The 26,727-nt window shown below is 39.8% G+C and carries 24 protein-coding genes; 10 read left to right on the plus strand and 14 right to left on the minus strand.

The window, feature by feature from the left end:
• Nucleotides 1-162 precede the first annotated feature (162 nt).
• Complete coding sequence (locus CDC37_RS12470; protein WP_096622270.1) at nt 163-555, minus strand: nuclear transport factor 2 family protein; 393 nt, start codon at nt 553-555, stop codon at nt 163-165.
• A 233-nt stretch (nt 556-788) separates the two neighbouring features.
• On the opposite strand from CDC37_RS12470, the gene CDC37_RS12475 reads away from it, so the two are divergent.
• Entirely contained in the window at nt 789-1,769 is a 981-nt protein-coding gene (locus CDC37_RS12475) for a glycosyltransferase (RefSeq protein ID WP_096622271.1), read from the plus strand.
• Nucleotides 1,770-2,099: 330 nt separating this feature from the next.
• Here CDC37_RS12475 and CDC37_RS12480 read toward each other — a convergent pair whose 3' ends face one another.
• The 7 genes from CDC37_RS12480 to CDC37_RS12515 all read right to left on the minus strand — a co-directional run bounded on the left by CDC37_RS12480 (nt 2,100) and on the right by CDC37_RS12515 (nt 10,774).
• Nucleotides 2,100-2,324: a hypothetical protein gene (locus CDC37_RS12480; RefSeq protein ID WP_096622272.1), complete on the minus strand. Its 225-nt coding sequence runs from the start codon at nt 2,322-2,324 to the stop codon at nt 2,100-2,102.
• Nucleotides 2,325-3,089: 765 nt separating this feature from the next.
• A complete protein-coding gene (locus tag CDC37_RS12490; protein WP_096622274.1) occupies nt 3,090-3,380 on the minus strand; it encodes a hypothetical protein in 291 nt (96 codons plus the stop codon).
• Between the two features lie 19 nt (nt 3,381-3,399).
• Nucleotides 3,400-3,804, minus strand: a complete 405-nt coding sequence (locus CDC37_RS12495; protein WP_096622275.1) for a VOC family protein — start codon at nt 3,802-3,804, stop codon at nt 3,400-3,402.
• A gap of 1,081 nt (nt 3,805-4,885) precedes the next feature.
• The gene (locus CDC37_RS12500; RefSeq protein ID WP_096622276.1) at nt 4,886-5,344 is read right to left on the minus strand and encodes a HetP family heterocyst commitment protein; all 459 of its coding nucleotides are present in this window, start codon (nt 5,342-5,344) and stop codon (nt 4,886-4,888) included.
• 71 nt (nt 5,345-5,415) lie between these two features.
• The gene (locus CDC37_RS12505; protein ID WP_096622277.1) at nt 5,416-6,012 is read right to left on the minus strand and encodes a hypothetical protein; all 597 of its coding nucleotides are present in this window, start codon (nt 6,010-6,012) and stop codon (nt 5,416-5,418) included.
• 36 nt (nt 6,013-6,048) lie between these two features.
• Complete coding sequence (locus CDC37_RS24290) at nt 6,049-6,300, minus strand: hypothetical protein (RefSeq protein ID WP_157780733.1); 252 nt, start codon at nt 6,298-6,300, stop codon at nt 6,049-6,051.
• A 1,273-nt stretch (nt 6,301-7,573) separates the two neighbouring features.
• Nucleotides 7,574-10,774: a cysteine peptidase family C39 domain-containing protein gene (locus CDC37_RS12515; RefSeq protein WP_096622279.1), complete on the minus strand. Its 3,201-nt coding sequence runs from the start codon at nt 10,772-10,774 to the stop codon at nt 7,574-7,576.
• 898 nt (nt 10,775-11,672) lie between these two features.
• Between CDC37_RS12515 and CDC37_RS12520 the strand changes: the two genes are divergently transcribed.
• Complete coding sequence (locus CDC37_RS12520; RefSeq protein ID WP_096622280.1) at nt 11,673-12,191, plus strand: hypothetical protein; 519 nt, start codon at nt 11,673-11,675, stop codon at nt 12,189-12,191.
• 291 nt (nt 12,192-12,482) lie between these two features.
• Here CDC37_RS12520 and CDC37_RS12525 read toward each other — a convergent pair whose 3' ends face one another.
• Nucleotides 12,483-12,956, minus strand: a complete 474-nt coding sequence (locus CDC37_RS12525) for a hypothetical protein (protein WP_096622281.1) — start codon at nt 12,954-12,956, stop codon at nt 12,483-12,485.
• A gap of 1,321 nt (nt 12,957-14,277) precedes the next feature.
• Here CDC37_RS12525 and CDC37_RS12530 point away from each other — a divergent pair.
• Both CDC37_RS12530 and CDC37_RS12535 read left to right on the plus strand, forming a co-directional pair.
• A complete protein-coding gene (locus CDC37_RS12530) occupies nt 14,278-14,799 on the plus strand; it encodes a hypothetical protein (protein WP_096622282.1) in 522 nt (173 codons plus the stop codon).
• Between the two features lie 352 nt (nt 14,800-15,151).
• Nucleotides 15,152-16,597 (plus strand): efflux RND transporter periplasmic adaptor subunit, encoded by a 1,446-nt coding sequence (locus tag CDC37_RS12535; RefSeq protein ID WP_096622283.1) that lies wholly within the window; start codon nt 15,152-15,154, stop codon nt 16,595-16,597.
• Nucleotides 16,598-16,643: 46 nt separating this feature from the next.
• Here the strand turns inward: CDC37_RS12535 and CDC37_RS12540 are convergent, their stop codons facing one another.
• The 3 genes from CDC37_RS12540 to CDC37_RS12550 form a co-directional block, all read right to left on the minus strand.
• Nucleotides 16,644-17,318: a hypothetical protein gene (locus CDC37_RS12540; RefSeq protein WP_096622284.1), complete on the minus strand. Its 675-nt coding sequence runs from the start codon at nt 17,316-17,318 to the stop codon at nt 16,644-16,646.
• A 78-nt stretch (nt 17,319-17,396) separates the two neighbouring features.
• Entirely contained in the window at nt 17,397-18,509 is a 1,113-nt protein-coding gene (locus CDC37_RS12545; RefSeq protein WP_096626149.1) for a sensor histidine kinase, read from the minus strand.
• Between the two features lie 6 nt (nt 18,510-18,515).
• On the minus strand, nt 18,516-19,688 hold the full coding sequence (locus tag CDC37_RS12550) for an FIST signal transduction protein (protein WP_096622285.1): 1,173 nt from the start codon (nt 19,686-19,688) through the stop codon (nt 18,516-18,518).
• A gap of 544 nt (nt 19,689-20,232) precedes the next feature.
• On the opposite strand from CDC37_RS12550, the gene CDC37_RS12555 reads away from it, so the two are divergent.
• The gene (locus CDC37_RS12555; RefSeq protein WP_096622286.1) at nt 20,233-20,520 is read left to right on the plus strand and encodes a Nif11-like leader peptide family natural product precursor; all 288 of its coding nucleotides are present in this window, start codon (nt 20,233-20,235) and stop codon (nt 20,518-20,520) included.
• Nucleotides 20,521-20,712: 192 nt separating this feature from the next.
• Here CDC37_RS12555 and CDC37_RS12560 read toward each other — a convergent pair whose 3' ends face one another.
• Entirely contained in the window at nt 20,713-21,912 is a 1,200-nt protein-coding gene (locus CDC37_RS12560) for an HhoA/HhoB/HtrA family serine endopeptidase (RefSeq protein ID WP_096626151.1), read from the minus strand.
• Nucleotides 21,913-22,436: 524 nt separating this feature from the next.
• Here CDC37_RS12560 and CDC37_RS12565 point away from each other — a divergent pair.
• Together CDC37_RS12565 and CDC37_RS25785 are read left to right on the plus strand one after the other, a co-directional pair.
• Nucleotides 22,437-22,892: a tetratricopeptide repeat protein gene (locus tag CDC37_RS12565; protein WP_096622287.1), complete on the plus strand. Its 456-nt coding sequence runs from the start codon at nt 22,437-22,439 to the stop codon at nt 22,890-22,892.
• A gap of 64 nt (nt 22,893-22,956) precedes the next feature.
• On the plus strand, nt 22,957-23,376 hold the full coding sequence (locus CDC37_RS25785; protein WP_197707007.1) for a Uma2 family endonuclease: 420 nt from the start codon (nt 22,957-22,959) through the stop codon (nt 23,374-23,376).
• Here CDC37_RS25785 and CDC37_RS12575 read toward each other — a convergent pair.
• A complete protein-coding gene (locus CDC37_RS12575) occupies nt 23,332-23,622 on the minus strand; it encodes a hypothetical protein (RefSeq protein ID WP_096622288.1) in 291 nt (96 codons plus the stop codon). The two genes, CDC37_RS25785 and CDC37_RS12575, sit on opposite strands and share 45 nt — an antisense overlap.
• A 240-nt stretch (nt 23,623-23,862) precedes the next feature.
• Here CDC37_RS12575 and CDC37_RS12580 point away from each other — a divergent pair, with 240 nt between their 5' ends.
• The 3 genes from CDC37_RS12580 to CDC37_RS12590 all read left to right on the plus strand — a co-directional run bounded on the left by CDC37_RS12580 (nt 23,863) and on the right by CDC37_RS12590 (nt 26,480).
• The gene (locus CDC37_RS12580; protein ID WP_096626153.1) at nt 23,863-24,354 is read left to right on the plus strand and encodes a low molecular weight protein-tyrosine-phosphatase; all 492 of its coding nucleotides are present in this window, start codon (nt 23,863-23,865) and stop codon (nt 24,352-24,354) included.
• Between the two features lie 99 nt (nt 24,355-24,453).
• Nucleotides 24,454-25,143, plus strand: a complete 690-nt coding sequence (ubiE, locus tag CDC37_RS12585) for a bifunctional demethylmenaquinone methyltransferase/2-methoxy-6-polyprenyl-1,4-benzoquinol methylase UbiE (protein WP_096622289.1) — start codon at nt 24,454-24,456, stop codon at nt 25,141-25,143.
• A 101-nt stretch (nt 25,144-25,244) separates the two neighbouring features.
• Complete coding sequence (locus CDC37_RS12590) at nt 25,245-26,480, plus strand: DUF445 domain-containing protein (protein ID WP_096622290.1); 1,236 nt, start codon at nt 25,245-25,247, stop codon at nt 26,478-26,480.
• Nucleotides 26,481-26,727 lie beyond the last annotated feature (247 nt).

The raw sequence follows: 26,727 nt of genomic DNA on the forward strand, positions 1-26,727 counted from the left end.
CGAATACCTCATACCGTTTCACTTTGGAGTTGATACCTGACGGGGAGCAGGGAAAGAAAATATATCACAAGTTAAGTGAAATGGTATCAGAACTTATGTGGTCGAAAACTAGCTAACAACACTGTAGGTCTAAGTACTGAGTCCCCACTCCCTATTTCCAGATTAATTGATCGCCTGAATCACAGCCGCAGTATCCCAATAAAACGGTAATAATCGGGAAATTTTCCCATCTTCAATCCAGAAAAACTCTGCCATTGGCATATCAATCATCTTTTTAGTTTTTTTGGATGTAGCTTTCAGTCTAGCTAATCCGACTACACAATCTCCGGTTTCATGAATATTTTCAATAGCAAATACCGGATTATCCCAGACTTGTTGAAACTTTTCGGCAAACTGTACCCAAGCGATACGTCCTTGACATTTACCAGCGTAGGGTAAGGATGTAGCACCTTCCACTAAAATTTGCTCCGATGCGATCGCGAGTAAGGTGGTCATGTCTCCGTGCTCTAAAGCATCATAATAGACATGAACTATTTCCACAGCAGTTTGTGTCATTTTTTACTCCCTGATGATTTTTCAACAGTGATAACAGGTGATTGTAAAAAAGGCAATACTGGTGAAAGCGGGAAGTAAGTATTTAGACGGGAATCGAGTTGCATACCTTGCTTTATCTGTTCCTTGTTCTCTATTTCGACTATTTTGTCCAATTACTTACCTTGTCATTCCCGACAATACTAATGTAAATTTTAACTGCAAGTCCAAGCTGTAATTTCTGAACCAATGTCAATATGACCACTTTTCCTGCGAATTCCCTGGTGAGATTGCCAAGTTTTTCGATTATTTTAGAAACAGAAAATTTAGCAAATAGTAGTGTCAAAGGATTATTTAAATCATTAGTTTCCCTGGTTCACCAAGATTTACCTCTGACTCAAGCTCAGGAGGTATTATTAATCGATACTGGTAATATACCTCAGCAGTTACTAGCACAAATTCACGAATTATATCCTTGGATAACGGTTGTGACTGCTCCTTCAGGTATTGGCTACTATGGAGCGAAAATGCTAGGAGCAGAAATAGCTACAGGAGAAGTAGTTATATACACTGATGTAGATTGCGAATACGAGCCGACATGGTTACAAAGAATATTAGCAGGATTTATCCAGGGTGATAATATCCAGGTGGTGACGGGGGAAACGGCAACACGGGGTAAGGGAATCTACGGAACAGCAATGGTGATGAGTTATATTTTTCCACCTTTTTCGCAGCAGGAAAGATTAATCCCTACACAAAAATATTATTCTAATAATGTGGCATTTCGCCGGGAATTTTTATTAAAATACCCTATCCCAGTAGACTTACCATTATACCGGGGTAACTGTGTAATTCATGCCCAAAAATTGCATGATATCGGGTGTACAATTTGGCAAGAACCCCAAGCACGAGCTATTTATCGACCACCTAACCACCTTTCCCATTTTCTTTGGCAATTTGTGGTGCTTGGACATGATTCTTATTGGCAAAATAAACTGCTCACGGATAAATGGAAAAGCCAATATACAGATAATAATTCCCTGAAAGTAAGAATCAAAAAATATTGCGATCGCCTCCGCAATATTTTTTCTTGTCATCCCTATAAGTTACTCCATTTACCCCTAGCCATACCGATTATGTTGCTATCTTTTATTTGTGTCTTGATTGGCTATGTAGTAACAGTTATTCAACCAAATTTACTGCTCAAGCGATATGACAAGATGTTAGGTAAATCTTGATAAATAGGGAAAGTCGGAAGTAGCAATCAAAAGGTGAATAGGGAGCATCCTAAATATGTCAAAAATATGTCAAAACATATTTTGTCATTGCGAGTGCAGGGTACGCGGAGCGTTCTCGAAGAGTAGCAATCGCAAAATCCATAAATCAGAATAAGTTCATCGATTGCTGAAGGTCATACTTCCAGTACAAGGATAATATTATTCTGTTACAAAGCAATAAAAGCTGGGATGCACCCCGATGAAAAGTTGTAATTAAAACCTAATTTAGAGAATGCCGTTGTCCTCTACTTTCCTCGGCATTCACATTAAAATCAAGTACAACTAGAAATCCTAATATCCTCGCGCTTCACTACTAGAAACTACCGTCCATCCAGCTTTAAATAACTTATGATAGGTTGCCATACCCTTGGAACTACCAACTATTTGATAATCGGGTACAGCAAACTGAGGAAAGGTTGTATAGGGTCTCCAAGGCTGATTCGGTTCAATTTGTAAGTGCAAAATCTTGTTCCCGTCCGTACCTGAAAGTGGCAACCAACACATCCTTCCTGGCATTTTCAACTCCTTTTTAATCGGATTTACCTATTTGCAGTCAACCAGTTTATATCCATACTAATTTCCCAAATATTGGCAACTTAAGCACAAATTATTAGAAGCGACATATCGCATATCTAGATAATTTAAGCAACGCTTTATTCGGGAAAAGTATAAAATTTATAGATACACAAAACTTACTCAATTTACCTTGATGACAGAAAATTTTTGCGGCATCTACACATGCAACAAAACACAAAATATTTCATATCGATAAATTTATCGACAATATTTATATCGATTCCCAAATGTTTGCAGCACATTCAGAATAACAGACGTGATACATCGCCATATGAGACCCAATATATTGCGTCTCTAAAAGCAAAATTAAATGGTATTACTGCCAACAAATCTAAACCTAGACGAATCGATGCAGATGCAGTGATATATCTTTCTCCGAAGATGCATCTATATATATTATTGAGATATTTCGTGTATCGGTGTGATGAAGATAACGATTTGAGAAAACTTATAAATATTCTAATGGGGTACTTAGAAAGAAAAAATATTCTCTTCGATAAGTTGGGGAGCATCCTGAATATGTGAAAACATATTTTGTCATTGCGTAGACGCGTAGCGGATCGACCGTAGGGTCACAAAGTAGCGATCGCAAAAATCCATCCATCCCTCAGAGCGAGTCCATCGATTGTTGAAGGTCGTACTTCCAGTGACATGATGTCGCGTCTCTGGAAGTCAAGCATAAAAAAACGACTTTTCAAATAAACTCTAAGAAGTGAATGAATCACGGGGAATTAAGCGAACTTTTTGGGTATCACCATACCAAACAATCCAATTCAATTCTGGTTCCAATTCTTGATCCGTATTTGCCACTTTAAAATAAATTTTCTCACCACCATATTCAACCGCAAAATCGGCATTTTGAGCATAAACAACCTTAAATCCCTTATCTCGTAACACAAACATTGCCCACTGTTTGAGAGATTGTTTCATGGGTTCGTGGGGAATTAGGGGATTTTGGAGAGCGTTGTCAATGGCTGGGAAAAATTTATCATTCATTGGTCGATTTGCTGTGTATTTATGTGGGGTCGCAACGAATTTCAATCATGAAACCGTCCGGGTCGTAGAAATAAACACCGCGTCCAGTGGGACGAGTTACAGGACCGTGAGCGATCGCAATTCTATTTTCGCGCAAAACGGTGACAGCATGTTCAAAGGATGCTGGATCAATGTCGAAGGCAAGATGGTAAGCTCTAGTAAAGCTTATTTCTGGGTCTGGTGCTGGTGGATTTAGTTCGGGTGTGGCGAAAAGGTCTAAAATTGTGCCGTCAGGGGTAATAAAATTAGCCACTTTCCCTGCTTTCACCAAATCCACAAGGGTTTCTGGTATTTCTTCTCCCTCAAGTTCGTGTAAACCCAAAATCACACCATAAAAATACCGCGATGCTTCCATGTTTTTGACGTTGAGAGCAATATGATGAATGCACCGTAAATCTCCTGTCTGTAAACAAGTTTTCTCTGGATGAGTTTTGGCATCATGTCAAGGTTTAAATTGGCTAATGGTTTTGATGATTACCTACCCTGTTGGGATTGGTTCTTTGTGACGCAAGCACTATGGAAATCCTACTTGAATGTTTAGCACAACTCACTACTGCTTGACCATTATAGGTGGATAGAGCTTTGCTAGACTTGCACCAAGAAAAATTTCTACTGCGACACTATCAGTATCCCAAAAAAAAGAAGCTAATTTAATTAGCTTCCCACTGAGTTGTTGATTGTTTGCAAGGTGTAGAGGAACCCTGATATTCAGAACACAAGAAAATATTGCTGCTACACTTTAGCTATATTCACCCATTGATGATAATTAATTTTGTTGTCGATTTTCCCCTAAATTTTATCTCGCTCAATCATCTTTAATTTAGAAGATGGAGATGCAGACTTAGCTTGCCAACTAATTGCGTTTTGATTTGTTTTTAATTAATTGAGCTTAGATGACTAATTTCTGGATATTTACAACTCCATCAATATCAATCAATGTCCTATAAGATGAATGCTAAACCACCACATGTTGCTACAATTATTCTCTTGACAATTACATTTTATGAGATTGTTTAATTTATGTGTTCAATTTATTCCACTCCTTCCTTAAATAAATATGCAAGTAACTGTAGATTTCACTGACCTTGTTATATCTAATTTATAAACTAAAACTACAATCGCCTTGCCAATTTGGCAGTTGTTTGACTAAATAAGTATAAATTTAATCGACAAAAATGGTGGATTTGTGATTAATTTAACTTACAAATTATTTAATATTTTTGTAAACCGGTATCTGCTGTAACAGTATTAGTCATAGCAAATATAACTCAGCAGAATTCCATACAGTATACGCTCATGTCAATTAAAATGGTGTACCGCATTTACCTGCAATCCGCTGTAGAGGACATTTAAAATTCTGAAATAAACAATATAAAAAATGCCTTGTAGTCACATAAATGACTACAAGGTTACTCATAAGCAACTCAATCAACTATCAATAACTATCAGGTCGATTTCTACAAAACCTAGTTAAATTCACAGAATTTTAAGCAAGTATCTCTGGGGGTATCTGTTGATAAATCTGGTTTTAATGGCTGTGTTTCCGTAATTTGTACAGATAGCCAATCTTCTAAACTGCCACCACGAATATCTGTGTTTTGTTTGCCAACTACTTCTAAATAGGCTAAATCTTTAATTTTGCCTAAACAGCTATTCGCTGATTTTGTGACAGCATGTTTATTTGTATTTACTTTGTCGTCGATCGACGAATTCGCTTTTTTACCCTTGGTCGAATTTTCTTTGAGTAAGCGATTATAAGTTCTGTAGGGAATATAATGTAAAGGGTTATACCCGGCAAAGCGTAGCATTAAAACACAAGCCCAGGAATATTTACCAGCTAGAATTGCTTCTACAACTTGGTCAAATTGCTCGTGGTTCATGTTTTTCTCCAAGCGGCTACTCATACCAGGAATGTCTTGATTCATAGTTCGGTTGTGATAATTAAATAAACAAATCTGTTGAGAAAATTTGTGATTGTTGTGACTTTTTGGAATGCTTAGTTGATAGGAATGGTTGGTGGTGTGTGGATATTATCCCAAAAAATATCGATTACGCGCTTTTTTTCAATTATGCGTGCTTGTGTTGTTGAAGTTTTAGAAATGGCAATTTTAATGGAATTACTTGGCTGATGTTGATAATTCTGCGGATGGGAAGGAATTGCTACCACGAAATCGTCTGCTGCGATCGCGTAGCTCGTTCCAATGATTTTTCCTGTAATCAACTGGGTGCTATTTGTCGATTCTAGGGATATTTCAACAGTATCGCCTGTTTTCAGTTGATGGATTGCGGATGCTGGTAATTGACTCATCTGCACCATTTTTTTTTCCTGACCCCGATAGTAATGGCTAAGAACGGATTCGGAAAGTACTGGTGTATTAACACCCCGAAAAACTTCCCATGCTGTTGCTGGAATTGTTTGCAATAAGGTTGTTGCAACTTTGGCATTTACCTGTAGGTAAACCAAAGTTTGGCTTAATGTTTGCATCTGTTCCAGAAGCTTGTCTATTTCTGGTGTGGGTGCAAATTGATGAGTATCTAATTTTGCTTGGCTACTAGTTTGGGGGTTGGAAATCTTAAATCCCTGGGGTTGCACAAATCTTGCTTGGACGTGACTAATCTGTTCTATCCTTCAACTCCATAACCAAGTCAACACAATTGCAAAGATGATGACGCTACCGAGTAAGAACATCCTCGCTAATACCGATGGAGGTTGTTCCAACATTCTTTGCAAAGATGCTGACGGGTTTCCAGAAGCAGATAATTTCGATGTATCTCCCCAAAATATGGTCTGGGGATTTGTCCCGATACTATTTCCACCCACGGAAGTTATCGGAATTGCAGATGCGATGTTTTGTGATGTTGACCTGATGATTCGTTTCATGAGTTAACCTTTATTTTTATCCCTAAAGGATGACACTATGCGGATTTTTCTGTACCAAAAGTCTGATTCTCAACGCAAGCAAATAATCGCTTGTTCCATAGTTCTCTCCCAATGGTGAAATCAGTTACAAAAACTCCAGTGCCTTGTGATGATGTTCTTAAATCTCGTAATTCCAGAAATTTTTTTACTGTAGATATGGTGGCTACTCAAGCCTGACGGTTTTGGGAAAATTGAATTGGATAATTACTGATATTACTAGGATTTTTTCTGTTTATTTGTTGTTGTTATCAACTCAACTTCTGTATCACAACCTCAATTTATTTAAGTATATTCTTTGCCCACTATCATCATAATTTAAAATCTTACTCATTTTCGCTCAGTATTTATCACTCAATATTTGTTATTTACTGATTTCTAACTGGACTGCCCCTGAGTTATTTATTATCTTGCCATTTTGGCATTTCCCTATGTTTAATTTACTGAAATCGTTTTTGTATTTACTTAGGTAATGTGCAACTTTACGTTTTGTCCCTTAAGTGAAATCTAGGGGGTTTTGCCCCTCAGTATTACTATTTTTGTTTCTGTAATTTTATAAAGTTACCAATAAATTCTAGCATCATTTTTGGGATGTATCTAGGATTCTATGACGATTTTGTCTATGTTATATAAAGATATTTTATTTACAGATATTGGAGTTGGACAAAATTTTATAAACTTTCATTTACCTCAACTAAGTGATAGTGATTCTGTGGCAAAAGTCCACCGTATTTGTGACGACTCTTGTCAAGAATACTGTAAAATTATTGTATTTTTTTAATAAAAAATAGACCGTATACCCATATACATTGTGTCCCGAAAAACCTAGAGATTGACATTTGTCTTAGTAATTTATAGTCTTAATGAATTTAGTAAATGCCCCTCGTACAAATGCGTATTCTATGGCTACATGAAAGAGGAAAATGTTCATAATTAACATTGCCAGTTTATGAGTTTTTAATTTACTCTCAATATTTTTACGGGAAGAAAAAGGTAATAGACCCGCATTTCTCACAAAACCCTAAAACTCACAGGGAGTAGGGAGTGGTGAATAGAAGGAAAATGAATTCGTTACTCAAGGTTTACAACTTACTCGTGAGAAATCCAGGTAGAGATTAGGGAGTAGGAATGAGCTATTTAGACGCTTGGTGCTAGAATTTATTTGGCTTCACCGAATGTCCGAACGGTCGTGTCCAAAAGTATAGATGTGTGGTGTCTTGCTGTAAGCTGGAACGAATTAGAAATTGAGACATTGCCGGGATAAATTAGCATACAAACCATTGTGATTGATGAGTTCTGCGTGGGTTCCGGATTCCACCACCATCCCTCGGTCGAGAATGAGGATTTGGTCTGTATGTTGTAGGGTTGTTGGACGATTAGTCACAATTAGTGTGGTGCGGACATGGGTATGATGCCAGATATTTTGGAGTATTTGTTGTTCTGTTTCTGGTGTCAGGGCTGTGGTTGCCTGGTCTAAAATGAAAATATGGGGATTACGGATCAGTGCTCGAGCGATCGCAATTTGTTGACGTACTGATGTTGGTAACATCCTTCCCCGTGGACCGATTTGGGTTTGATATCCCAAGGGGAGGTTTGCGATCAATTCATGGATACCAGCGAGTTTAGCGGCGAACATCACTTGTTCTAAATCCACTTCGCGATTGAAAACGCTAATATTCTCGTAGACGGTTCCGGAAAACAAAAAGCAATCTTGGGAAACTATACCCATTTGTTTACGTAGCTGATGGGGACTAATTTGACTAATCTCGTGACCATCAATAAAAATTTGCCCTTCACTCGGTTGATATAATCCAGCGAGTAAATTGACTAAGGTACTTTTCCCAGAACCAGGTGTTCCCACAATCCCGATTTTTTGACCAGGAAGTATATGCAAACTTATATTTTGCAGCACATAGCGGGTTTGGTCGTGGGTATAGCGAAAACAAACCTGATGGAGACGAATCTCCCCTCGTAACGGAGATGGTTGATTTTGGTCTGGGGGAGACCGTTCTTCTAAAGGGGTGGCCAAAATATCATCAAGTCTTTCAATTGCCACTAATACCTCCGGAATGCGATCGCGTAGTTCTAATAATGCAAAGATGGGATTGATAACGTTGTGAATCAACATATTAAAAGCAATGAATTTCCCCACTGATAATTGATTATTCATGACTAAAATTGCTCCACTCCAAAGAATCGCGGTGTTACCGATGTGATTTATCAGACTATGAATCACTTGGATGGTGTTGGCTAATTTTTGACCGCGAAATCTGGCTGTGACTAAATTGGCAAACCGTTCTTCCCACCTCCATCTCACCCACCGTTCGGCTGCTGCTCCTTTGACGGTGGCGATTCCCTTGACGATTTCCACCATGGCCGCATTTTGTCTAGCTGATTCACGGGCAATATCTTGGGATACTCGCTGTAATGAGTTACTGGTAAACAGGGTGAGAATGACTATTGGTAATATGAGGGTCAATACCAGTAAGGTTAAGCGTAAATTGTAATAAACCATCAGCAGCAAACAAATTGGTGTCACCACCACATCCAAACCCACCACCAATGCTTGACGAGTCAGGAACAATTGCAGTTTACGGCTCTCTTCAATGCGGGTAATAATATCGGCTGCTTGACGGGAGGTGAAAAATTGCAGAGGTAAACGTAATGTGTGCCGCATGAACCCGCTTAAGGCGCTCAAATCTATATGATTAGATAGATAATCCAACAAATATTGACGCACCCCCCGCATCATGATTCGCCACATTCCTAGACCCAAAAATCCTAATGCCAAAAAATTCAAGGTATTCAGGACTGGTGATTTCAACAGACGGTCAATCACCACTTGGGTAATTAGGGGTGTGGCTAACCCAAATACTTGCAAAAAAATGGAGGCAATTAGTAATTGCAACAACAGCCAACGATAGCGCCAAAACCTCTGCCAGAGAAAATCCACGGATACATTTTGGCTATTTTCACCCGCAACCGCTGCTAATCCTGGGGTGGGGTCGAGGACTAAAGCATATCCTGTCCAATTCCCTAAAAATTCTTCACGACTAATTCTTCTGATGCCAACAGCTGGGTCTGATAGAGTAACATTTTCACCCCGTATATCCCAAACCACAACATAATGAATTCCCTGCCAGTGAGCAATCCAAGGATAGCAATGCCATTCGAGAATGTCTAAACTGACACGAATGGGAAAAGCTCGGTAGCCTAATTTCACCGCCGCATCGGCCATGGCTGGTAGGGATGCTCCGGTGATGGTTGTCTGGGTTAAATTACGTAACCGGTTCAAGCTTAGTCGCTGTCCCCAATACTGGCTTACCATTGCCAGACAAGCAGCACCACAGTCGGAGGAGCTTTGTTGCCGAATTAGGGGATACTGTTGCCACCAGGGTTTTTGCCATTTTGCTCTGGTCTGATGGCGTAAGAATTCCCAGACGGATTCGCTGGTAACTGCTGATGAATAGGTATCAAGGATGACGGGGATTTCTGCCTCGGTATCCGGGTTAGGGGGGGATACTGATGTATGTTCTAATTCACTGTTGACTAGAGTGGGGTAAGAGGAATTCACTTGGAATTCAGTCGTTTTATCAGCTAAAATTATTTCAATGACGGAGGAGGCTGTTGCTGTTAATACTTCCCAGCTAATCTTGGGTAAGTGATAAATGATTACATCTGTCTGGGTTGACCATGTAGGATCGATTGGATCGGGGTATCCCCAGCTATCTCCAACTTTGAGGGTCGGGGTTGTCATTTCCCCCGCTACCAGCCAATATTTACCGGGGTAGGGGGAAAGGTATGGTTGTAATGGTGTTCCTGGGGGTATGGAAATCGGAGCGATATCTGCAACTATATCTATAAGTTGCTGACTCGAAAAAGTTGATAATAGGGTTTGGGTTTTGAAAAACAGTAACTTTTGTCTGAATTGGGTCGTACTCTTTAAATATTCACCTAAACCAGGAAATTCCTGTACATATTCCTCCCATTGAGTAAGGGGAATCTGCGCTACCGTCACCTGGGTTGCTGCAATTACTCGATAGGATAAAGACGCACTACTAAATGCACCATCAATCCCCAATAATTCCCCCGATGCCAATAATTGCACAGAAACTTCTCGACCAGTCACCCTATCCCTAGCCACAACACGTACCTTTCCCTGACAAATTAAATAGATAAATTTGTCTTGATCCCCATTACTGCGAACATCCCCTTGACACTTGAATATCTCATCCCCTAAGCTATAGTCCCCCAATTGCCAATTTGAACCTAAATTTGAGAGGTGACTCGTTTCCCCCGCGACCCGTTTTAACAATTTTCGGAATGTCGCGATCGCAATTGGGGAGGGAATTTGCAACTTCTGCAAATCACTGGTTGTAGATTGCGCATTTTTACTTTGTTCTTCTCCCCGAACACGTAATGACGCAAAAGAGTCCATATTTATTTAAGTTTACTTGTCTAATTTTGGGTAACTTTTTTAACAACTAACCAATAACACAAATACAACTGCGATCGCTAACCTTCGCTCATATTTCCATTCCCTTCAAATCTCCGCAAAATCAAATACGCGCTTTTACTTCCACGAGTTCCTATCTGCTCGACTTCGCGTATCTCCTCAGTACTAATTTGCCATTTTGAAGTTGTAAATATAACATTATATTTGGCCGCATCCAGTTGCTACTTGCGTCTCTGGTTGGGTTGCGCATAGCGCATCGATTCCAGAGTTGAAATTTATGACATTACTTTCGTAATTAAATTGTGACTGATATCATCAACAAACTTATCTTACTTTATCAAACTTTTACCAACATTTTAATCTGGGCTAGGACAAAACACTAATACCAGGTTGTAAAATAATGAATCAGTAGATAATCTATTGTCACGGCATTTCATAATTTTTATCAGCCTCACCTAGCTATATAAATTACACCTCCTCTGACTTTGCCATTAAATTGTTTACTCAGAGAAAAATCACAAAAAAAATAAAACTTCATAAATAATTATGAAGCAGAAAAGCAGATTTTCTCATGGAAAAAATCACCTATGCATACAAGTAGTGACAAGAATCGGTTGCAGAGAATAGTTGCATAGTTCCTGCTCACCTCTCCACAAAGTTGTACAAACTAATTGTACAAACTATATCTATGCTGTAATTACACACTCAACTATTTACAGCAAGTAAAAACCCAAATCCGGAATTACCCTAGCATCATGTCAAAAAATGATGACAATTGATTTTCCAGGTAGGTTTAGATCAAAGATTAGGGTTGTACTGAGAAAAACAGATACAATGAGGAAATTATATGTTGGCGATCGCGCTTTAAACTAATCCCATCATGTCTAATCAGTATTTTCCAGGTTCCCACCTATCCCCCATTAGCTTTGTCCTCCTGAGTTTTATCCTTACAGGATTAAACCTTCCAGTGGTAGCTCAAACAGCAGACACCAACCAGAGCAACACAATTGGAGAGAACTCCAGTTTTAACCAGGTAAATCAAAACAGTCAACAAGTACCAGTCAACAATAACAACAATAATTCTACTAACCTGAATTATCCCAATATATACCCCCTGAATTATTTACCCAATGCTTTTGTCAATACGGAAAACGACTTCGGCTTTAATTTATCGGCCGGAATTAACACCCTAGATCCAGCGAACGTTACCATCTATTTAGGTTTAATTTATCAACCCGGACGTACTCAAGACCATAAAATGCGGATGATGCGATTACGCAAGGAAACAGAAATATTAGAAACTCAACAAAAGGCAATGGAAGCGAACTTAATGCTGTTAGAAATTCAAATTCAAGAAGCAAACTATCGATTAGAACAACTAAAAAAAACACCTAATTAGGGCTGATTGAAAAATAGTAAAGACGCGCTATATCGTGTCTCTATATCCTGTAAGCTTTTCAGGGTATGGTAGTCGCAAAAATAGATGTATAGAAGCTCAAGAAGCCTCGCATATTTGATTTTTGCAGCCAAGCAAAAGTAGAATTAGAATTTTAGGTTAAAATTATTCCCTGTAGAGACGAACTGTAGGGTCGTCTCTACGGTAATCGGGAGTAGTTGATAACAACAAATACACTATTTGAAACTAATATAAAGTGGCTTTTCCTACTCCCCACTCCCTATTCCCTCCAAACTAAGAAGATAAATAGGTGGGAATTTGATTGGATGTTAGCTTTTGAAATTGGGTTTCTAAATTCGCTCGAATCCATAAATCTTCAACCGACCAAATCCTCAATTGGTGGGTAATTGGATTAAAGTTTTCACCATGATGCGTCACAATTGCATCAAACTTTTTACCTGTAGCACAAATAAATTCAATCGCCGACTCAAAATCTTGAATAGGATTATTTCTTGCTTGCTGGACAATCATTTTATCAATTTTGCAAATTTGAATTTTTTCCCTTAACCAATCCATGATAATAGGCGTAGCACAGGAATTTTGTAGACAACTAATACAAGTATATATTTTTTGCCAACCGATATCAGTCACAAAAAATTGTAAGAATGGATTAACACGATCAAATAGTTGGTTAATATCTCCGACAAGTCCATTTCGATTTAATAATGCTTCTATAATCAGGTCGGCATCAATTAATATCCGAATCACTTTTTATCTCCCTGACTTCACACTTTCATAAACGCAATTACGGTAAGGCATTACTTGATTTGTGATATCTATTTGGATAGTTTTACATACAAATACTGATAATAGTTTTTCGGACGCATATTGCAGATTATTTAAAAAAAACTTCAATCAGACTTACGTACTCGTGAAAAAGGAATCTTGTTTTGAGACAGCTTACAACCCTACAGATGTAGGTCACGTTATCTTGGACTATAGCTACTACACGTTTACACAAGGACGTGAATCGGTAGTCCGTGCGGTCAGTCCAATCAAGTCAATTTGATTACCTGTTGACAGAATCATCCACCAGTCAAAATTCTCAAAATATTCTTCAGTCCTAGACTTGTACAGGTATATACAAAATCTGAGACGGGAAACCTCAGACCTGGTTCCACGTCTATATATGTCGAAAGGCGGAAGTTTATGCATTAGCTAAAGCCACAACTACAAACTCCTCATAACCTATGTGGTCTTAAATTTGATTGCAGAGATTGTGAATATTTGCAACGCTAAATAATTTAATTCCGTGAAAGATTAATATCTATTGCAAAGTCGATAGGGCGACAGGAATGCAGTATACATTAGACAACAAGATATATTGATGGGGTAGGTGGTTCGCTGGTAAATGTGATTTTTCATAGACACATGATTTTGATTCGACACAGCTGACAATTGCTGGGACTAGATCCTGGTCTCTACGAGCAAAATTTGTAAATATTTTTGCGGAGAAGCTGGTAAAAATCAAAAAATTTTTTTACAATGAATTTATGAAATCAGAATAGTACAAGCTAATTAGTTGGTTAGATTCTAATTAAGTTGGCGGGTGGTGTAACTAGCTGACCGAAGTTAAGGCAGTTAGGTATTCGTTTCTCAGGGTGAATAGGTTCTGTGTAGTCAGTGTTCCCATAGTTTATTTCACTAGCCCGTCACGCAACAATAGGGTTGAGAATCCCCCTTTTTGAGGAGATTTCTGGTGGACAGTCTTCAATCATTAGCAATTATTCCATAGTCATTTTTCTGGGTTGACGTGACTTCATGTCAAGCTTCCCCTGTTGAGTTTGTCATCCTCTCTCAACAAGGAGGATACTCTCATACCCCAGGATTTGTAGATTACCAATCCTTGCATACCAAGGACTAGATCAACCAATCTACGCCATTTTGTTTGCAAACAAGTCTCAATTCACTAATCAACTGAATTCACTCTGACTTTTATATTTTGGGAATTTCCCCAAAAATCAGCAGCAACAGCTTGATTTTGGTACTCAAGCGAAAATCTTCACTCATAAATAGTGGTACTTCTATCATGGATAAATTTCACGTTAGTCAAGTTGACAATGAAGGTAATCCACGTGGTAACGGAATCATCAAGACGATTTGGGACATGGGATTAATCGTCTTTTTGTTCCTGTTTGCAATGATGATCCTGTCTAACCAAGAAGCTAATTCACCGACGGAAAACTCCCAAAAGTCTACTTCTGCGACGACGGTGGTTAGTCAAGTGGAGGATTTTATTGGTAAAACGGTAACGGTCGAAGCCAATCAGATTGAATCAGTGGGGAAAAGTGCTTTTACCGTTAGTAATCAAGAAAATTTTCCCCAAAAATCGATTTTAGTGATCAATGCTTCTGGACAACCTGTTCAACTACCGAATCGAGGTAGTACTAACTTGAGAATTACAGGAACAGTTCGCAATCTATCGATTCCAGCGATTGAACGAGAGTTTAATTTAGACCTGCAAGATAGTACCTATCAAAGATTCCAGAATCAACCTGTAATTATTGCCCAGGAGATTCGTCCGGGGAACCTAACAGCAAGATCAAAATAAACCTAAATATTTTGGTGTTGGGGAATACAGACATGAATTAAAAATTTAACGTTGTGTTGTAGAGACGTAGCATTGCTACGTCTCTACAATGGTTTTGGTTGGAATACAAAATGTAAATAATTTTAAATTCATACCCAAATTCAGCAACGCCAATATTTGTAATGGATTTCTCAAGGTCGCGCTACATGGGTCTATTCTTCGAGAGGGGTTAGGGTGTTCTAGTGTGGTCTTTGTCCGGTGTCCTCCCAAATATGAAGATTTTCACTTGTAGTCGAATTTAATGCATGTTATCTGTAAAAGGGTTATTGGTTCAAAATAGCTCAAAACCCGTGTCAAGAGGGGAAACTACCAGATGCATGGAGATGGGAAGACTCGGCAAATTAATGTATTCAGTTTACTAATTAAACTTATCGCAAAACCTTTTATCATCAGTAAATTCAATCAATCGCAGTTATTGCATCCGAGAAAACTCGCACCTACTTGCTTATTTTTGTTACTATCAATTGTCGCCTGTGGGGAAAAATCCCCAGACGCAGTTCAAGCACGTCCCCAAACAAGGGGTGAAAGGGGTGCAAGAAACACTACCCCATCGGTGGATGTGAGAATTGCCCGTCCAGAAAGTTTACGTAGTCAAGTTGAATACACAGGTACAACTTTACCACAACGAGAAGTGTCATTGCGATCGCAAATCCAGGGACAACTTTTAGGACTAAGTATCGATGTCGGCGATCGCGTCCAAAAAGGGCAAAATCTGGGCCAGGTGGATGATGCTCTTCTACGTACAGCCCTCAACCAAGCAGAAGCAGAATTAGCTTCTCTCCAATCGGAGGTCGCAAGATTAAATTCCCAAGTTGCCAATAGCCGGGTTGAAGTGGAACGGCTGCGCTTGCAGTATAATCAAGCCATCGCCGATGCTAACAGATTCAAAAAATTAGCAGCTGAGGGTGCAGTTCCCCTCCAAAGCGCCGAACAAGCCCAAACTACAGCCCAAACCGCCGCGAAAGCCCTCCGTGCAGCCCAGGAGAAAGTACAAACTGATACTCAAGCTGTGAAAACAGCCCAGGGGCGTGTATTAGCCCAAACCGCCGCAGTTGCCGAAGCCAAAAAACGCCGCGCCTATGCCCAACTGGTATCCCCAATTACAGGTGTAGTCAGTGCCAGGGTCAGTGAGCCTGGTAATTTTTTACAACCCGGTGGCGAAGTTGTTAGGCTCAGTGATTTTAGCCAAATCAGAATTATCACCCAAGTTTCCGAACTCGACCTAAGTCAAATTCGTGTCGGTCAACCAGTGCAAATTCGCCTCGATGCCTTTCCCGACCAGTCGTACACTGGTAAAGTGAGTCGAATTGCTCCCAGCGCAGACCCCACCGCTCGACTAATTCCGGTGGAGGTGGTGATGTCTAATCCCAATCAACGTATTAGTAGCGGTTTACTTGCTAGGATTCAATTTGAGAATAATAATACTTCTCGCATCGTCATTCCCCTGACAGCCTTGACAACTACCCAAAAACGCCAACAACAAAACCGAGATCAATCTTCCACTAACTCTTCCAACCAACCCCAAGAGGGCAATATATTTGTAATTAATCCCAATAGTCCAAAACCACAAGTAACATCCCGTCCAGTTAAGTTAGGGGAAACTGCGGATGGAAAGGTGGAAGTTTTAAATGGTTTACAACCAGGGGAATCCTACGTCAGTCGCAGTAGTGGGCCATTAAATGACGGTGATACGGTACGCTTATCGATTTTGTCAGAGGGAGTCAGGGAGCGCAAGAGAGGGGAACAGGGGAAGAAATAAGCTCATTTATCCCACTCCCTCTACATCAAGCGAATATTAAACCAATTTACCCATAAATCCAGATTCCACGTTGTTTCATCGAATTAGCAAGACTTACTCCTGCGGCATAATCGGGATTATCATACAACCAACTTTTTCTTGCACGTCGCTGTGCTTGTTCTTTTGCAAACTGAATTTCTAGGCGATCAAGTTTAAATTTTTCCATAATTTCATCCCTGGGAGAGGTGTCAAAGGCTAATTGTCTACCTGTAATCACAATTTCCTCAACCAGTTGTTGATGGTTAGATTTGTGTTCACGGAAAAAAGTTTCCAAAGAGACAACTTTTCGACCTAAGCGACAATGCATTCCTAAATTGCTAGTTGAGTATAAGAACTTCTCTGCTATGGTCGCAAACACAACAATATAGGCTAGCTGTTCTGGTTTCGTACCGTAATAATCTGATGCCAGTACTTTCAGTAGTTTTAACTCACCAGTAATAATTCCTACACTTTCCCGTAATTCCCGTTGTACAGTATCAAAACAATCTAAATCGTATATTTGTGTACATCTACTAGGAAGGGTAATCTGAGCATTTTTGAGACCACAGACTAGTTTATCTTCTGCGATAAAAGGTACTACAACCACATTTTTAATTTGTTCTAGAGGAGGAACAAATTTATTTCCCTTATCTACAAGCTGGGTGTTTTTATTCCGTCGAATACTAGATTGGTATTGAGACATAATTATAAGTAGTTAGGTGTAAATAATTATAACTTGCAAAGCACAACTACGAGTGGCTACTCACTACTCCCTTAATTTTTAACTTTGACGCAGGGGAATTTTGATAATGAATTTAGTCCCTTTACCTGGAGTTGATTCACAATCAATAGTTCCTCCATGTTGTTGGACAATAATTTGATAGGCAATTGATAATCCTAAACCGGTTCCCTTACCAACAGGTTTAGTCGTAAAAAATGGGTCAAATAATCGGGAATGATATTCTGGAGAGATACCAATACCATTATCAGCAATTTCAATCGCAATCCACTGATGATTAAGTTGCTGTGTGCTAATTTGAATTGTTGGTAGTTGGTAATCGCTGATGGGAATATCCACGGTCGGATTGACCTCTGGATGCATTTTATGATAATTTTTAAAATGATGAGCATGACTTTCGAGAGCATCAATAGCATTGACAATGAGATTCATAAATACTTGATTCAATTGGCGGGAATAACAATCTATTCTCGGTAGGTGGTGAAAATTTTTAATCACAGTAATTCCCTGGGGAAAAACAGCAGAATTTTGTAAGCGGTGATTTAAAAGCTTGAGGGTATTTTCAATGTCTTCATGAATATTTACCTCTGTTTTCAAGTCGGCTTCATCTAAACGGGAGAAAGTTCTCAAAGATTGGACGATTTTGGCAATTCTTTCCACCCCCAGATTCATCGAGTCAAATAACAATAGATAATCTTTTTTGAGAAAATCTATATCGATGGATTCTATCAACTTTTGAATTTCATCTACTGGTTGGGGATAATATTGCTGATAGGAATTTAAAAGCACCAATAAATCTTCAATATATCCTTGGGCATGGGGTAAATTTCCATAGATAAAACTCACTGGATTGTTAATTTCATGGGCAATCCCTGCTACCATCACTCCTAAAGCTGACATTTTTTCAGACTCGACCAATTTCACTTGTAAATTAGTCAAATTATTCAAGGCTGCTTCTAACTCCTGACTCCGAGACTTTAAATCCATTTGAGATGTTTCTAATTCCTTAATCACGCTTTTAAGGACAATTTCTTGCTCTTGACTAGCATCCTCTAACTGTCGTCTATCAGCTTCCGAACGCTGGAGTTTTTTGGTCAAAATCCTGACTTTTTTCTCCAATTCTTGAATTCTTTGCTCGTACTCTGTAGACTCTATACACATCTATTTTGTCCCGATGAGTAATGTCACAAATGTTTCTTGATGAAAGTAACTTTCACCAGCCAGGGCTAGGGGTGCAAATTCTCCATAGGTATAAAATCCACATGTAGGCACTTTTTCACGGAAACTAGACTGAATCAGTTGATACTCTTCTTGGGTACGTGTTCCCAACAGCCAGCGTCTACAACAACAGGAAAAAATTAAAACTGCTTGCGGTTCTTTTCCCGGATAATCATTGAAAGCGATTTGCCATGCGGTTTTAGCAGCTCCAATAACTTCATCCCGACTAATACTGGTCATGCGGATCATCGATTGTTGAGGAACTTCTGCCAAAAAATGAATACTGCCAATTTCCAAATCCGTTTTATTGGGAACCCGCATATAATAGCGATCGCTATCTTCGATATACACTGCTAAAGGATGTTCGGCATTAGGAGCGCGATCGCCTAGATATTTGTGGTAAAATTCAATGGCTGGTTTACCGTCGATTTCATAAACAATATTACCTTGGGATTTTGTCACCACACTCCTATTTCCGATGGGTTGCCAACCACAATCGACTCCAAAGGAACAATGGATATCACCCGCCAATAGTAAAATCGGTAAGGCATCAGTTAATACCTCTGTTCGATAAAACTGATAGGTCTTTTGAAACCGAAATTGATCCCCGGCTGTCCCCCCCACAATCGGTAAATTTTCGCCTAAAACTGCTTTTAAACCCTGAAGAATATCTTCTCCACTAGTTGTAGAACCATCAGCAATATAGCTAGCTGGTAAGGGAATACATAATTTAACTGGTTTGTCTAGTTTTTGTGTGGCAATTGATACAGCTTTTTCGGCTGCTAGCAGGGGATTCTCCTTTACCCCCAAACCCACACCGACCCCTATTTGGATCCGATCCCCATCAACGGCAAATAACATTAAAGTCAGGGAATCCTGTTGAAAACCTAGTACTGAGGATACTTCTCCATCGGTAGTACAACCAATTAAATCCAAACCAGGAAATACTCGATTAATTTCCTCCACAATCAATTGGTGTTCAAAATCAATCGCAGCAAAGAGGATACCAGCATTGGGTTTAACCTCCCCTAAATCAGCACAACACTGTTTGAGAACATCCGCGATCGCACTTTGACTATCTGGGTCATCACTATGACCAACAACAACTTTCAGCATTTTTGTCTGGAACTAAAACCCTATTGCTAGGATTCCCATTTCTCCAGGGAAAAATTCAGTCAGCAATGGCAGCAAAGATGTATATTTACACTTGGAGATGGAAATACGCAAAACTTCACCCTCGCGAAATTCCCCTAGTTCCCCTTTTTCCGCATTCCCACGGATGACATTCTCCCTCAAAAGTGTGAAACCTGGAACTATCTCTTGATATTCTCTTCTTATTTTTTATCCGTGGGAACCTAGTGTGGACACGAATGAATAATACAGCATAAATACATAATAGGTTAATAAAAATAGCCTCCAATGGGTCTTTGAAATTCAAACAATGTGCTTGACAAATTTTAAAGATACGGAATCAAACAAAATGCCCATGTATCTATACATAGTCTCCTCCTGTGGGGGAAATAATTGGTTGGAAACGAGACAGAAAAAGGAAAGTAAGTAAGTCCCCATCAATATAGAAGACAGGCATAGAAGACGCACTTGATGCGTTTACAAAAATTATTCATCCATCTACGAAGACATATTAGGAGATATAAATATAATGTCACTTGAACAAGTCAACGCCTTTTACGAGGTCGTCAGCACTGATGCCAACATTTATGAACAGTACTACAGTACTTGCTGCCAACGGGGAATGTTTGGCGCTTGGAACTGGGATACAAACAAAATAGTCAGTTTTGCCAACTCCCTCGGTTTTAACTTTACTGAAAGCGAACTCGTCGCAGTCCTATTTGATAGTGATGCGACATTAACTTCCGTAACTTCCACAGATACTGGTCGTTCCTATCCAGACTACTCCCCCCAACCTTTGTCTCATTATGCCTATTAGGGAGTTCCAAATCAAAATCTTCAAATTACAGATTGGTGGGTAAGGAAAATAGTCCTCACCCACCATTGTTTACCAATTGTTAACTAAAATCCAAAATCCATAGACGCGTTGGCGAAAGCCATGCCTTTAGGCTAGCGGATCGACCGAAGAGTAATCCAAAATCGAATAATCTAAAATCCAAAATCCAAAATCCTAAGAAATATCCCGTAACTGAGCAGTGCGGAGGGAAATTTGCAAGGTTCGATTACCCCGTTGAATTTTAAATTGTAAAGTTTGTCCTACCCGACTTGCTTCCACAATATTTAGTAACTCATCACTCTTAGTAATACGTTTACCATCAACTTCGGTAATCACATCACCAATACGAATACCCGCATTAGCAGCTGGAGAATTGGGAACAACACGGACAACCAATATCCCATTGACCTCCGCAATTTGCAAAGGCGAATTGGGGTCAGCATTTAATCGACGGGCTTTTTCTGGGGTAATATCATCCATCCCCACACCAATAAATGGATGAGCAACTTGCTCACCCCGTTGTAACTGAGCGGCAATACTTTTAGCCCGGTCAATAGGAATCGCAAAACCAATCCCCATTGCATCACCACGAATTGCCGTATTAATACCGATAACCTCACCGTTACCATTTACCAACGGTCCACCGGAATTTCCCGGATTAATCGCCGCATCAGTTTGGATAAACTCCAAGCGTCGATTACCACCTAATCCCACCTGGGCACTGGAACGTCTCAGGGTACTGACAATTCCCAACGTCACCGTATTATCCAAACCCAGGGGATTCCCAACAGCGATCGCCCAATCACCCACCTGGACATTAGCCGATGATCCCAAGGGAGCTACAGGGAGGTCATTTCCGGCATTAATTTTGACCACGGCCAGGTCAGTGACTTCATCCTCACCCAATACCTGACCAGCAAAAGTTCGTCCATCCTTGAGGCGTACACTTACCCGGTCAGCCTTATCCACCACATGGGCATTAGTCAAGACCAACCCACTGCGGTCAAAAATAAAACCCGAACCCAAACCCCGTTGTTGTTGCTGTGATTGACGGGGAATATCACCAAAAAAGCGACGGAAAAACGGATCATCGAAAAATGGGTCAGGAATACTGCGGGTAATCGTTCTTTCTGTATCAATCCTAACAACAGCCGGGCCAACTCGATTCACGGCTGCGGTGACAAAACTTCTACTTCCACCCCCCATATTGGCAGATGATTGGCTTTGGGCAACCTCCATCGAAAGATTTGGTGCTGGTTCTGCTTGGGAAGCAGGAACTTGTAAACTAGTAAAAGTGAAAATTGCACCAAACGCGATCGCTAATAGATGGGTTAGGAATTGACGGATTGAACCAGACAATTTCGATAGTTTGATCATAATCACAACCTAATATCTACTTTAGCCGTGACAATTTGGACTATTTGTGTAATACGTGTTTTCCACAAAGTTAGGGTATATTTGAGTTTTTCACTCCCTGACTTGAAAGTGAGTAGGGAGTGGGGAATAGGGATTAACTACATTTCATCTGTTTTTGGTGTAAACGTTACATGAAGGCTATTCCCGACTGCCAAGTCCATAAATTATCCAGCATCGGGAATTTGTGAACAAATTTCCCCTACATTTATTTTTATAGGTTATTTTTGGTATTTCTAGGGCATAGACGTACCATTTTAACTTGGGTTTCGGTTAAATTCAAAATTGGGGTCTTTCCCCGCTCATTCTGAGGGGTAGGTGAGAAGAGAAAAATATTTTTCTCCCCCTATGGTTCTGAGAACTGTTCCCTCTGCATCAAGCTTGTTCCCCATGTCATTTAGACACGACCAAACGACGTCAATATACCATTTCCACTCCCTACTCCCCTGGAGACGACCCACTCCCTATCTACAAGCGAGTAATCTATGTTAGAAACTTTATCGCCAAAGATTATTTTTGCGATCGCATCTGTATTTGTAAGTGCTGTATTATTAATCTATTTTGCTTGGAGGACAATTGTCACCGCTAATTGGTACAAAAAAGGTGTAGATTTTTACCAAGCGGAAGATTATGAGGCCGCAGAGACTGCCTTTCGCAACTGTATCGCCATGAATTCAACTAACGATGCGGTACACTTACTATTGGGTGATACTTTAATGCGACAAGGAAAAGTTGAGGATGCGATCGCTCAATTTCAAGAAGTAATTCGCCGTGCGCCAAAACGAGCTGATGCTTACCTGCGTTTAAGTAATGCCTATATGCGTCAAGAACAGCGTGCAGCAGCCATTGAACAGCTAGAATTAGCTCGGAATATTTTGCGTAAACAAAGACAAATTAATGAAGCTGCGAGGGTAAGTCGCTTATTGGATAAGTTAAAGTAATTAGTCAAGCCTATACTGGTAAACTTTATGGCTCAAACCTTACCGGAATGAAAACTATATACAGTTGAAGAATTTATCGAACTTTTACCCAGAAAATTCACCCAATAAATACGAATTAGATAGAGGTATAATTACTGAAATACCTCCTCCCAATGGAAAACATGAAGGTGTATTAGGATTTTTAGCAGGGCAAATAACCTTTCAATTTATGCAGATGGGACTACCATACCGCATTCCGAAAACAGCATTTGTGAAAATTCCAGAAACCGAAACACTTTATTTACCCGATATCTTAATCCAAAATTATAATAATGTAGTCAACGAACCTTTATGGGAACATCAACCGATTTTATGTTCCCCAGTACTAATCACAATTCCCGACTCCCCACTCCCTGAAAACGAGCTTGTTAAGTACAAAAAGCAACTTTTCAGAAAACCTTTAAGATTTAAATTTAGCAGCAGCCTCTTCAAAAGCAGTACTTAACTCACTCCAAGCACCTTGGAAACCAGTTTTGATACTTTCCCAAGCATCGTCACTAGCAGACTTTAATTCAGCTAATTTTTGTTGCATTGCTTCCCGTTTAGCGCTTAAAGCGGCAATACGCTGCTCCAAATCAGCTTTCATGTCAGCTTGAGCATCATTTGCCTTTGCTTTCATTTCATCTAATTTTGCACCCCATTCCTGGAGTTTAGCTTCCATTTCGCCTTGTTCAGCATTTCTATCTGCCATTTTCCTGACCTCAAGTTTAAAGTATCTTCCAGAAATTAGACGTAGATATAAAACGTGGCTTTGGGCAATATTTGTTATAGATTTGGATTGATGTCAACTATCACGCTTAGTATAAGCGCCAATATTTTCCCAGGCAAAGTTACTTATATTTTCTTAATCTAGACAGCAGTGTAGAATGGTTCTTTGGAAATTCCGGCAAAATCTGCCAATAGTTTTAGTTCTCCTCTCAACACTCAAACAATGACGTATAAAATCTTATTCGTGTGTCTTGGTAATATTTGTCGGTCTCCAGCAGCCGAAAATATTATGAATCATTTACTCAAAGAACGGGGATTAAGCGATAAAATTAGCTGTGATTCAGCCGGAACATCTAATTATCACATCGGTAGTCCACCGGATCGACGCATGAGTGCAGCTATTCTCAAAAAGCTGAATATTGAAACTACAGGTCGAGCAAGACAGTTTCAACAATCCGATTTCCTAGAATTCGACTTGATTTTGGCAATGGATAAGGAAAATTACGAAAATATATTAGCCTGGGACCGAGCGGGGGTTTACGATGACAAAGTACACCTAATTTGCGATTTCTGTACCCGTCATGACCTGAAGGAAGTTCCTGACCCCTACTATGGTGGTGTGGAAGGATTTAATTTGGTGGTCGATTTACTAGTAGATGCTTGTGAAGGCGTGATCAAGTACATTGAAAATGGGGGAATAATTCGTAATTCGTAAGGTCTGTTTTCCTGTGGAGCGTTATGCGAACCGATAAACTTTGCAAAAACACAATTAATTGCCAACTAAACATTATATCTCCTGTCTCCTGTATCCAAAATGTCTGAAGAAATTCGCGGTATTTTTAATCGCATTGCACCCGTATACGACCAACTCAACGATAAACTGAGTTTTGGTTTACATCGGGTGTGGAAGGAAATGACAATTAAGTGGAGTGGAGCGAAATTAGGGGATAGGTGTATTGATTTATGCTGTGGAAGCGGTGATTTGACGATTCGTCTGGGGAGACGGGTAGGGAAAGAAGGAAGGGTATACGGAGTGGATTTTTCCTGCGAATTATTGGATATTGCTCAAACCCGGAGTCAAAATATCTATCCAGACTTAAATATTAGCTGGTTGGAAGCAGATGTATTAAAATTACCCTTTGCTAATAATTATTTTGATGCAGCGACAATGGGTTATGGATTAAGAAACGTAACAGATATTCCCCAAGCCTTGGGAGAAATATATCGCGTTTTAAAACCAGGAGCAAAAGCCGCAATTTTAGACTTCCATCGTCCTGATAATTTCCTGATGCGACAATTTCAACAGTGGTATTTAGATAATTGGGTTGTTCCCGCAGCCACAGAAATGGGCTTAAAAGCGGAGTATGCTTATATTAGTCCTAGTCTGGAAAAATTTCCCACTGGACGCGAACAAATTGCGATCGCAACCCAAATTGGTTTCCTTGCTACCACACATTACCCAATTGCAAGCGATATGATGGGAGTGCTAGTAGTGGAAAAATAGAAAAATAGGGAACAGCGTGTAGGGAAGATTCTCCTTTTGTTCCAGTTGTGTTCTATATTCCTCATCCAAAATCTCAAATCTCAAATCCAAAATCATAATTAGTGGACTGGTCTCACCTGTGGCTTTATCTATCTCCCCCCGTTTTAGGAGGAATAATTGGCTATTTCACCAATGATGTAGCCATCAAAATGCTATTTCGTCCCTATCGTGCATGGTACATTGGTGGACGACGTGTTCCGTTTACCCCTGGGTTGATTCCTAGTAATCAAGAACGGTTAGCGAAAAATATTTCCGATAGCATTATGGGGTCTTTGCTCACCCCAGAGGAATTACAAAATTTAGCTAGGAGATTGTTACATACTGAACGGGTACAGGGAGCAATCCAATGGTTACTACAAACAGCCCTTTCCCAGGTAAAATCTGACCGGGAGCAGAAAACAGCCAAAATCCTCGCAGGGATTTTACGAGATTTGCTGGGAGAATCCCTACCGCGTCTACTGAAAACCTTAGCTCGTCGGGAAGATTTTTTAGAAGTTCAGATCAATCAAATTTTTGATCAAATTTTATTAGAATTTCAACTCACCGAAGAACAAGCGACTCGTTTAGCGGAATGGTTGCTACAGGTCGTATTACCACCCGAAACCATCCGATTAGCGATTATCGATTTCCTGACCGACCGGACAATTCAAACCATTGACGAAAGCTTTCGGGAAAAAACTAGCGGAACCTATTGGGTAGTGGCTAATTTATTTGGTTTACGCAACACTTTAACTAGACTGCGGACATTTTGCTTAGACGAAAAAGAAGCTACCAATACCAGAATTCGCGAACTTATCCAAGATTTAAATGTACGCGATCGCATTAAAAGCTTTCTCCTCAGTATTTCCCTGCAAAATTTACCCATATCTACAGTACGTCAACTCCGTAAAACCACCCGTGAAAGCGTCCGTCATTATCTCCAAAATAGTGGCGGTGAACTCCTTCAAGGTTTGAGTGATTCCATTGACTGGGAAAATATTGCTGTATTATTAGTCACTCGTCTCAGTAACTCCTCTGTAGTCAATTCTTCCCTAGAAGTGGTGAGTAAAGAATTGGCATTAGTTTTAGAAAGGTACTTAGAACGGGATTTAGAAAAAATAGTCACCCAAGTCATCCCGATTCTATCCATCGATCAAGTGATCATCGACCGAGTGAAATCCACCTCCCCCGCAGACTTAGAAGACGCAATCGAAGGTATAGTCAAAAACGAATTACAAGCCATTGTATCCCTGGGGGGAATTCTCGGTTTCGTAGTGGGGTTAATCCAAGCAGCATTCCTGTACTTTAATCATGTTTAATACACAAATATCATCCCAGAGAGATTGAACTGCGATCGCAAATACATCCAAAGATATCCACCCACCTATCCAGAGACTTATTGCAGGTGGCAAAAAATTAGCTGATAATCTCTACAGTCGAAAACAGCACACAATGCATTCCCGCAAAGGTATGTATTAAATCTAGCATTACCCAATAGAGTACGAACCCAGATTTTAGGCATTAAAAAACAGGTATTGCTGAATTTAGGTATGAATCTAAATGTAG

The sequence above is a fragment of the Calothrix sp. NIES-3974 genome, from assembly GCF_002368395.1.
Classification (GTDB): Bacteria; Cyanobacteriota; Cyanobacteriia; order Cyanobacteriales; family Nostocaceae; genus NIES-3974.

Bases quoted from the DNA above. Each gene is read 5' to 3' on its own strand.
- CDC37_RS12535 (WP_096622283.1), top strand. From the start codon at position 15,152: ATGCATGGAGATGGGAAGACTCGGCAAATTAATGTATTCAGTTTACTA.
- CDC37_RS12580 (WP_096626153.1), top strand. From the start codon at position 23,863: ATGACGTATAAAATCTTATTCGTGTGTCTTGGTAATATTTGTCGGTCT.
- CDC37_RS12500 (WP_096622276.1), bottom strand. From the start codon at position 5,344: ATGAATCAAGACATTCCTGGTATGAGTAGCCGCTTGGAGAAAAACATG.
- CDC37_RS12490 (WP_096622274.1), bottom strand. From the start codon at position 3,380: ATGAATGATAAATTTTTCCCAGCCATTGACAACGCTCTCCAAAATCCC.
- CDC37_RS12550 (WP_096622285.1), bottom strand. From the start codon at position 19,688: ATGCTGAAAGTTGTTGTTGGTCATAGTGATGACCCAGATAGTCAAAGT.
- ubiE (WP_096622289.1), top strand. From the start codon at position 24,454: ATGTCTGAAGAAATTCGCGGTATTTTTAATCGCATTGCACCCGTATAC.
- CDC37_RS12530 (WP_096622282.1), top strand. From the start codon at position 14,278: ATGGATAAATTTCACGTTAGTCAAGTTGACAATGAAGGTAATCCACGT.
- CDC37_RS24290 (WP_157780733.1), bottom strand. From the start codon at position 6,300: ATGAAACGAATCATCAGGTCAACATCACAAAACATCGCATCTGCAATT.
- CDC37_RS12565 (WP_096622287.1), top strand. From the start codon at position 22,437: ATGTTAGAAACTTTATCGCCAAAGATTATTTTTGCGATCGCATCTGTA.
- CDC37_RS12520 (WP_096622280.1), top strand. From the start codon at position 11,673: ATGTCTAATCAGTATTTTCCAGGTTCCCACCTATCCCCCATTAGCTTT.
- CDC37_RS12540 (WP_096622284.1), bottom strand. From the start codon at position 17,318: ATGTCTCAATACCAATCTAGTATTCGACGGAATAAAAACACCCAGCTT.
- CDC37_RS12555 (WP_096622286.1), top strand. From the start codon at position 20,233: ATGTCACTTGAACAAGTCAACGCCTTTTACGAGGTCGTCAGCACTGAT.
- CDC37_RS12470 (WP_096622270.1), bottom strand. From the start codon at position 555: ATGACACAAACTGCTGTGGAAATAGTTCATGTCTATTATGATGCTTTA.
- CDC37_RS12480 (WP_096622272.1), bottom strand. From the start codon at position 2,324: ATGCCAGGAAGGATGTGTTGGTTGCCACTTTCAGGTACGGACGGGAAC.
- CDC37_RS12515 (WP_096622279.1), bottom strand. From the start codon at position 10,774: ATGGACTCTTTTGCGTCATTACGTGTTCGGGGAGAAGAACAAAGTAAA.
- CDC37_RS12475 (WP_096622271.1), top strand. From the start codon at position 789: ATGACCACTTTTCCTGCGAATTCCCTGGTGAGATTGCCAAGTTTTTCG.
- CDC37_RS12575 (WP_096622288.1), bottom strand. From the start codon at position 23,622: ATGGCAGATAGAAATGCTGAACAAGGCGAAATGGAAGCTAAACTCCAG.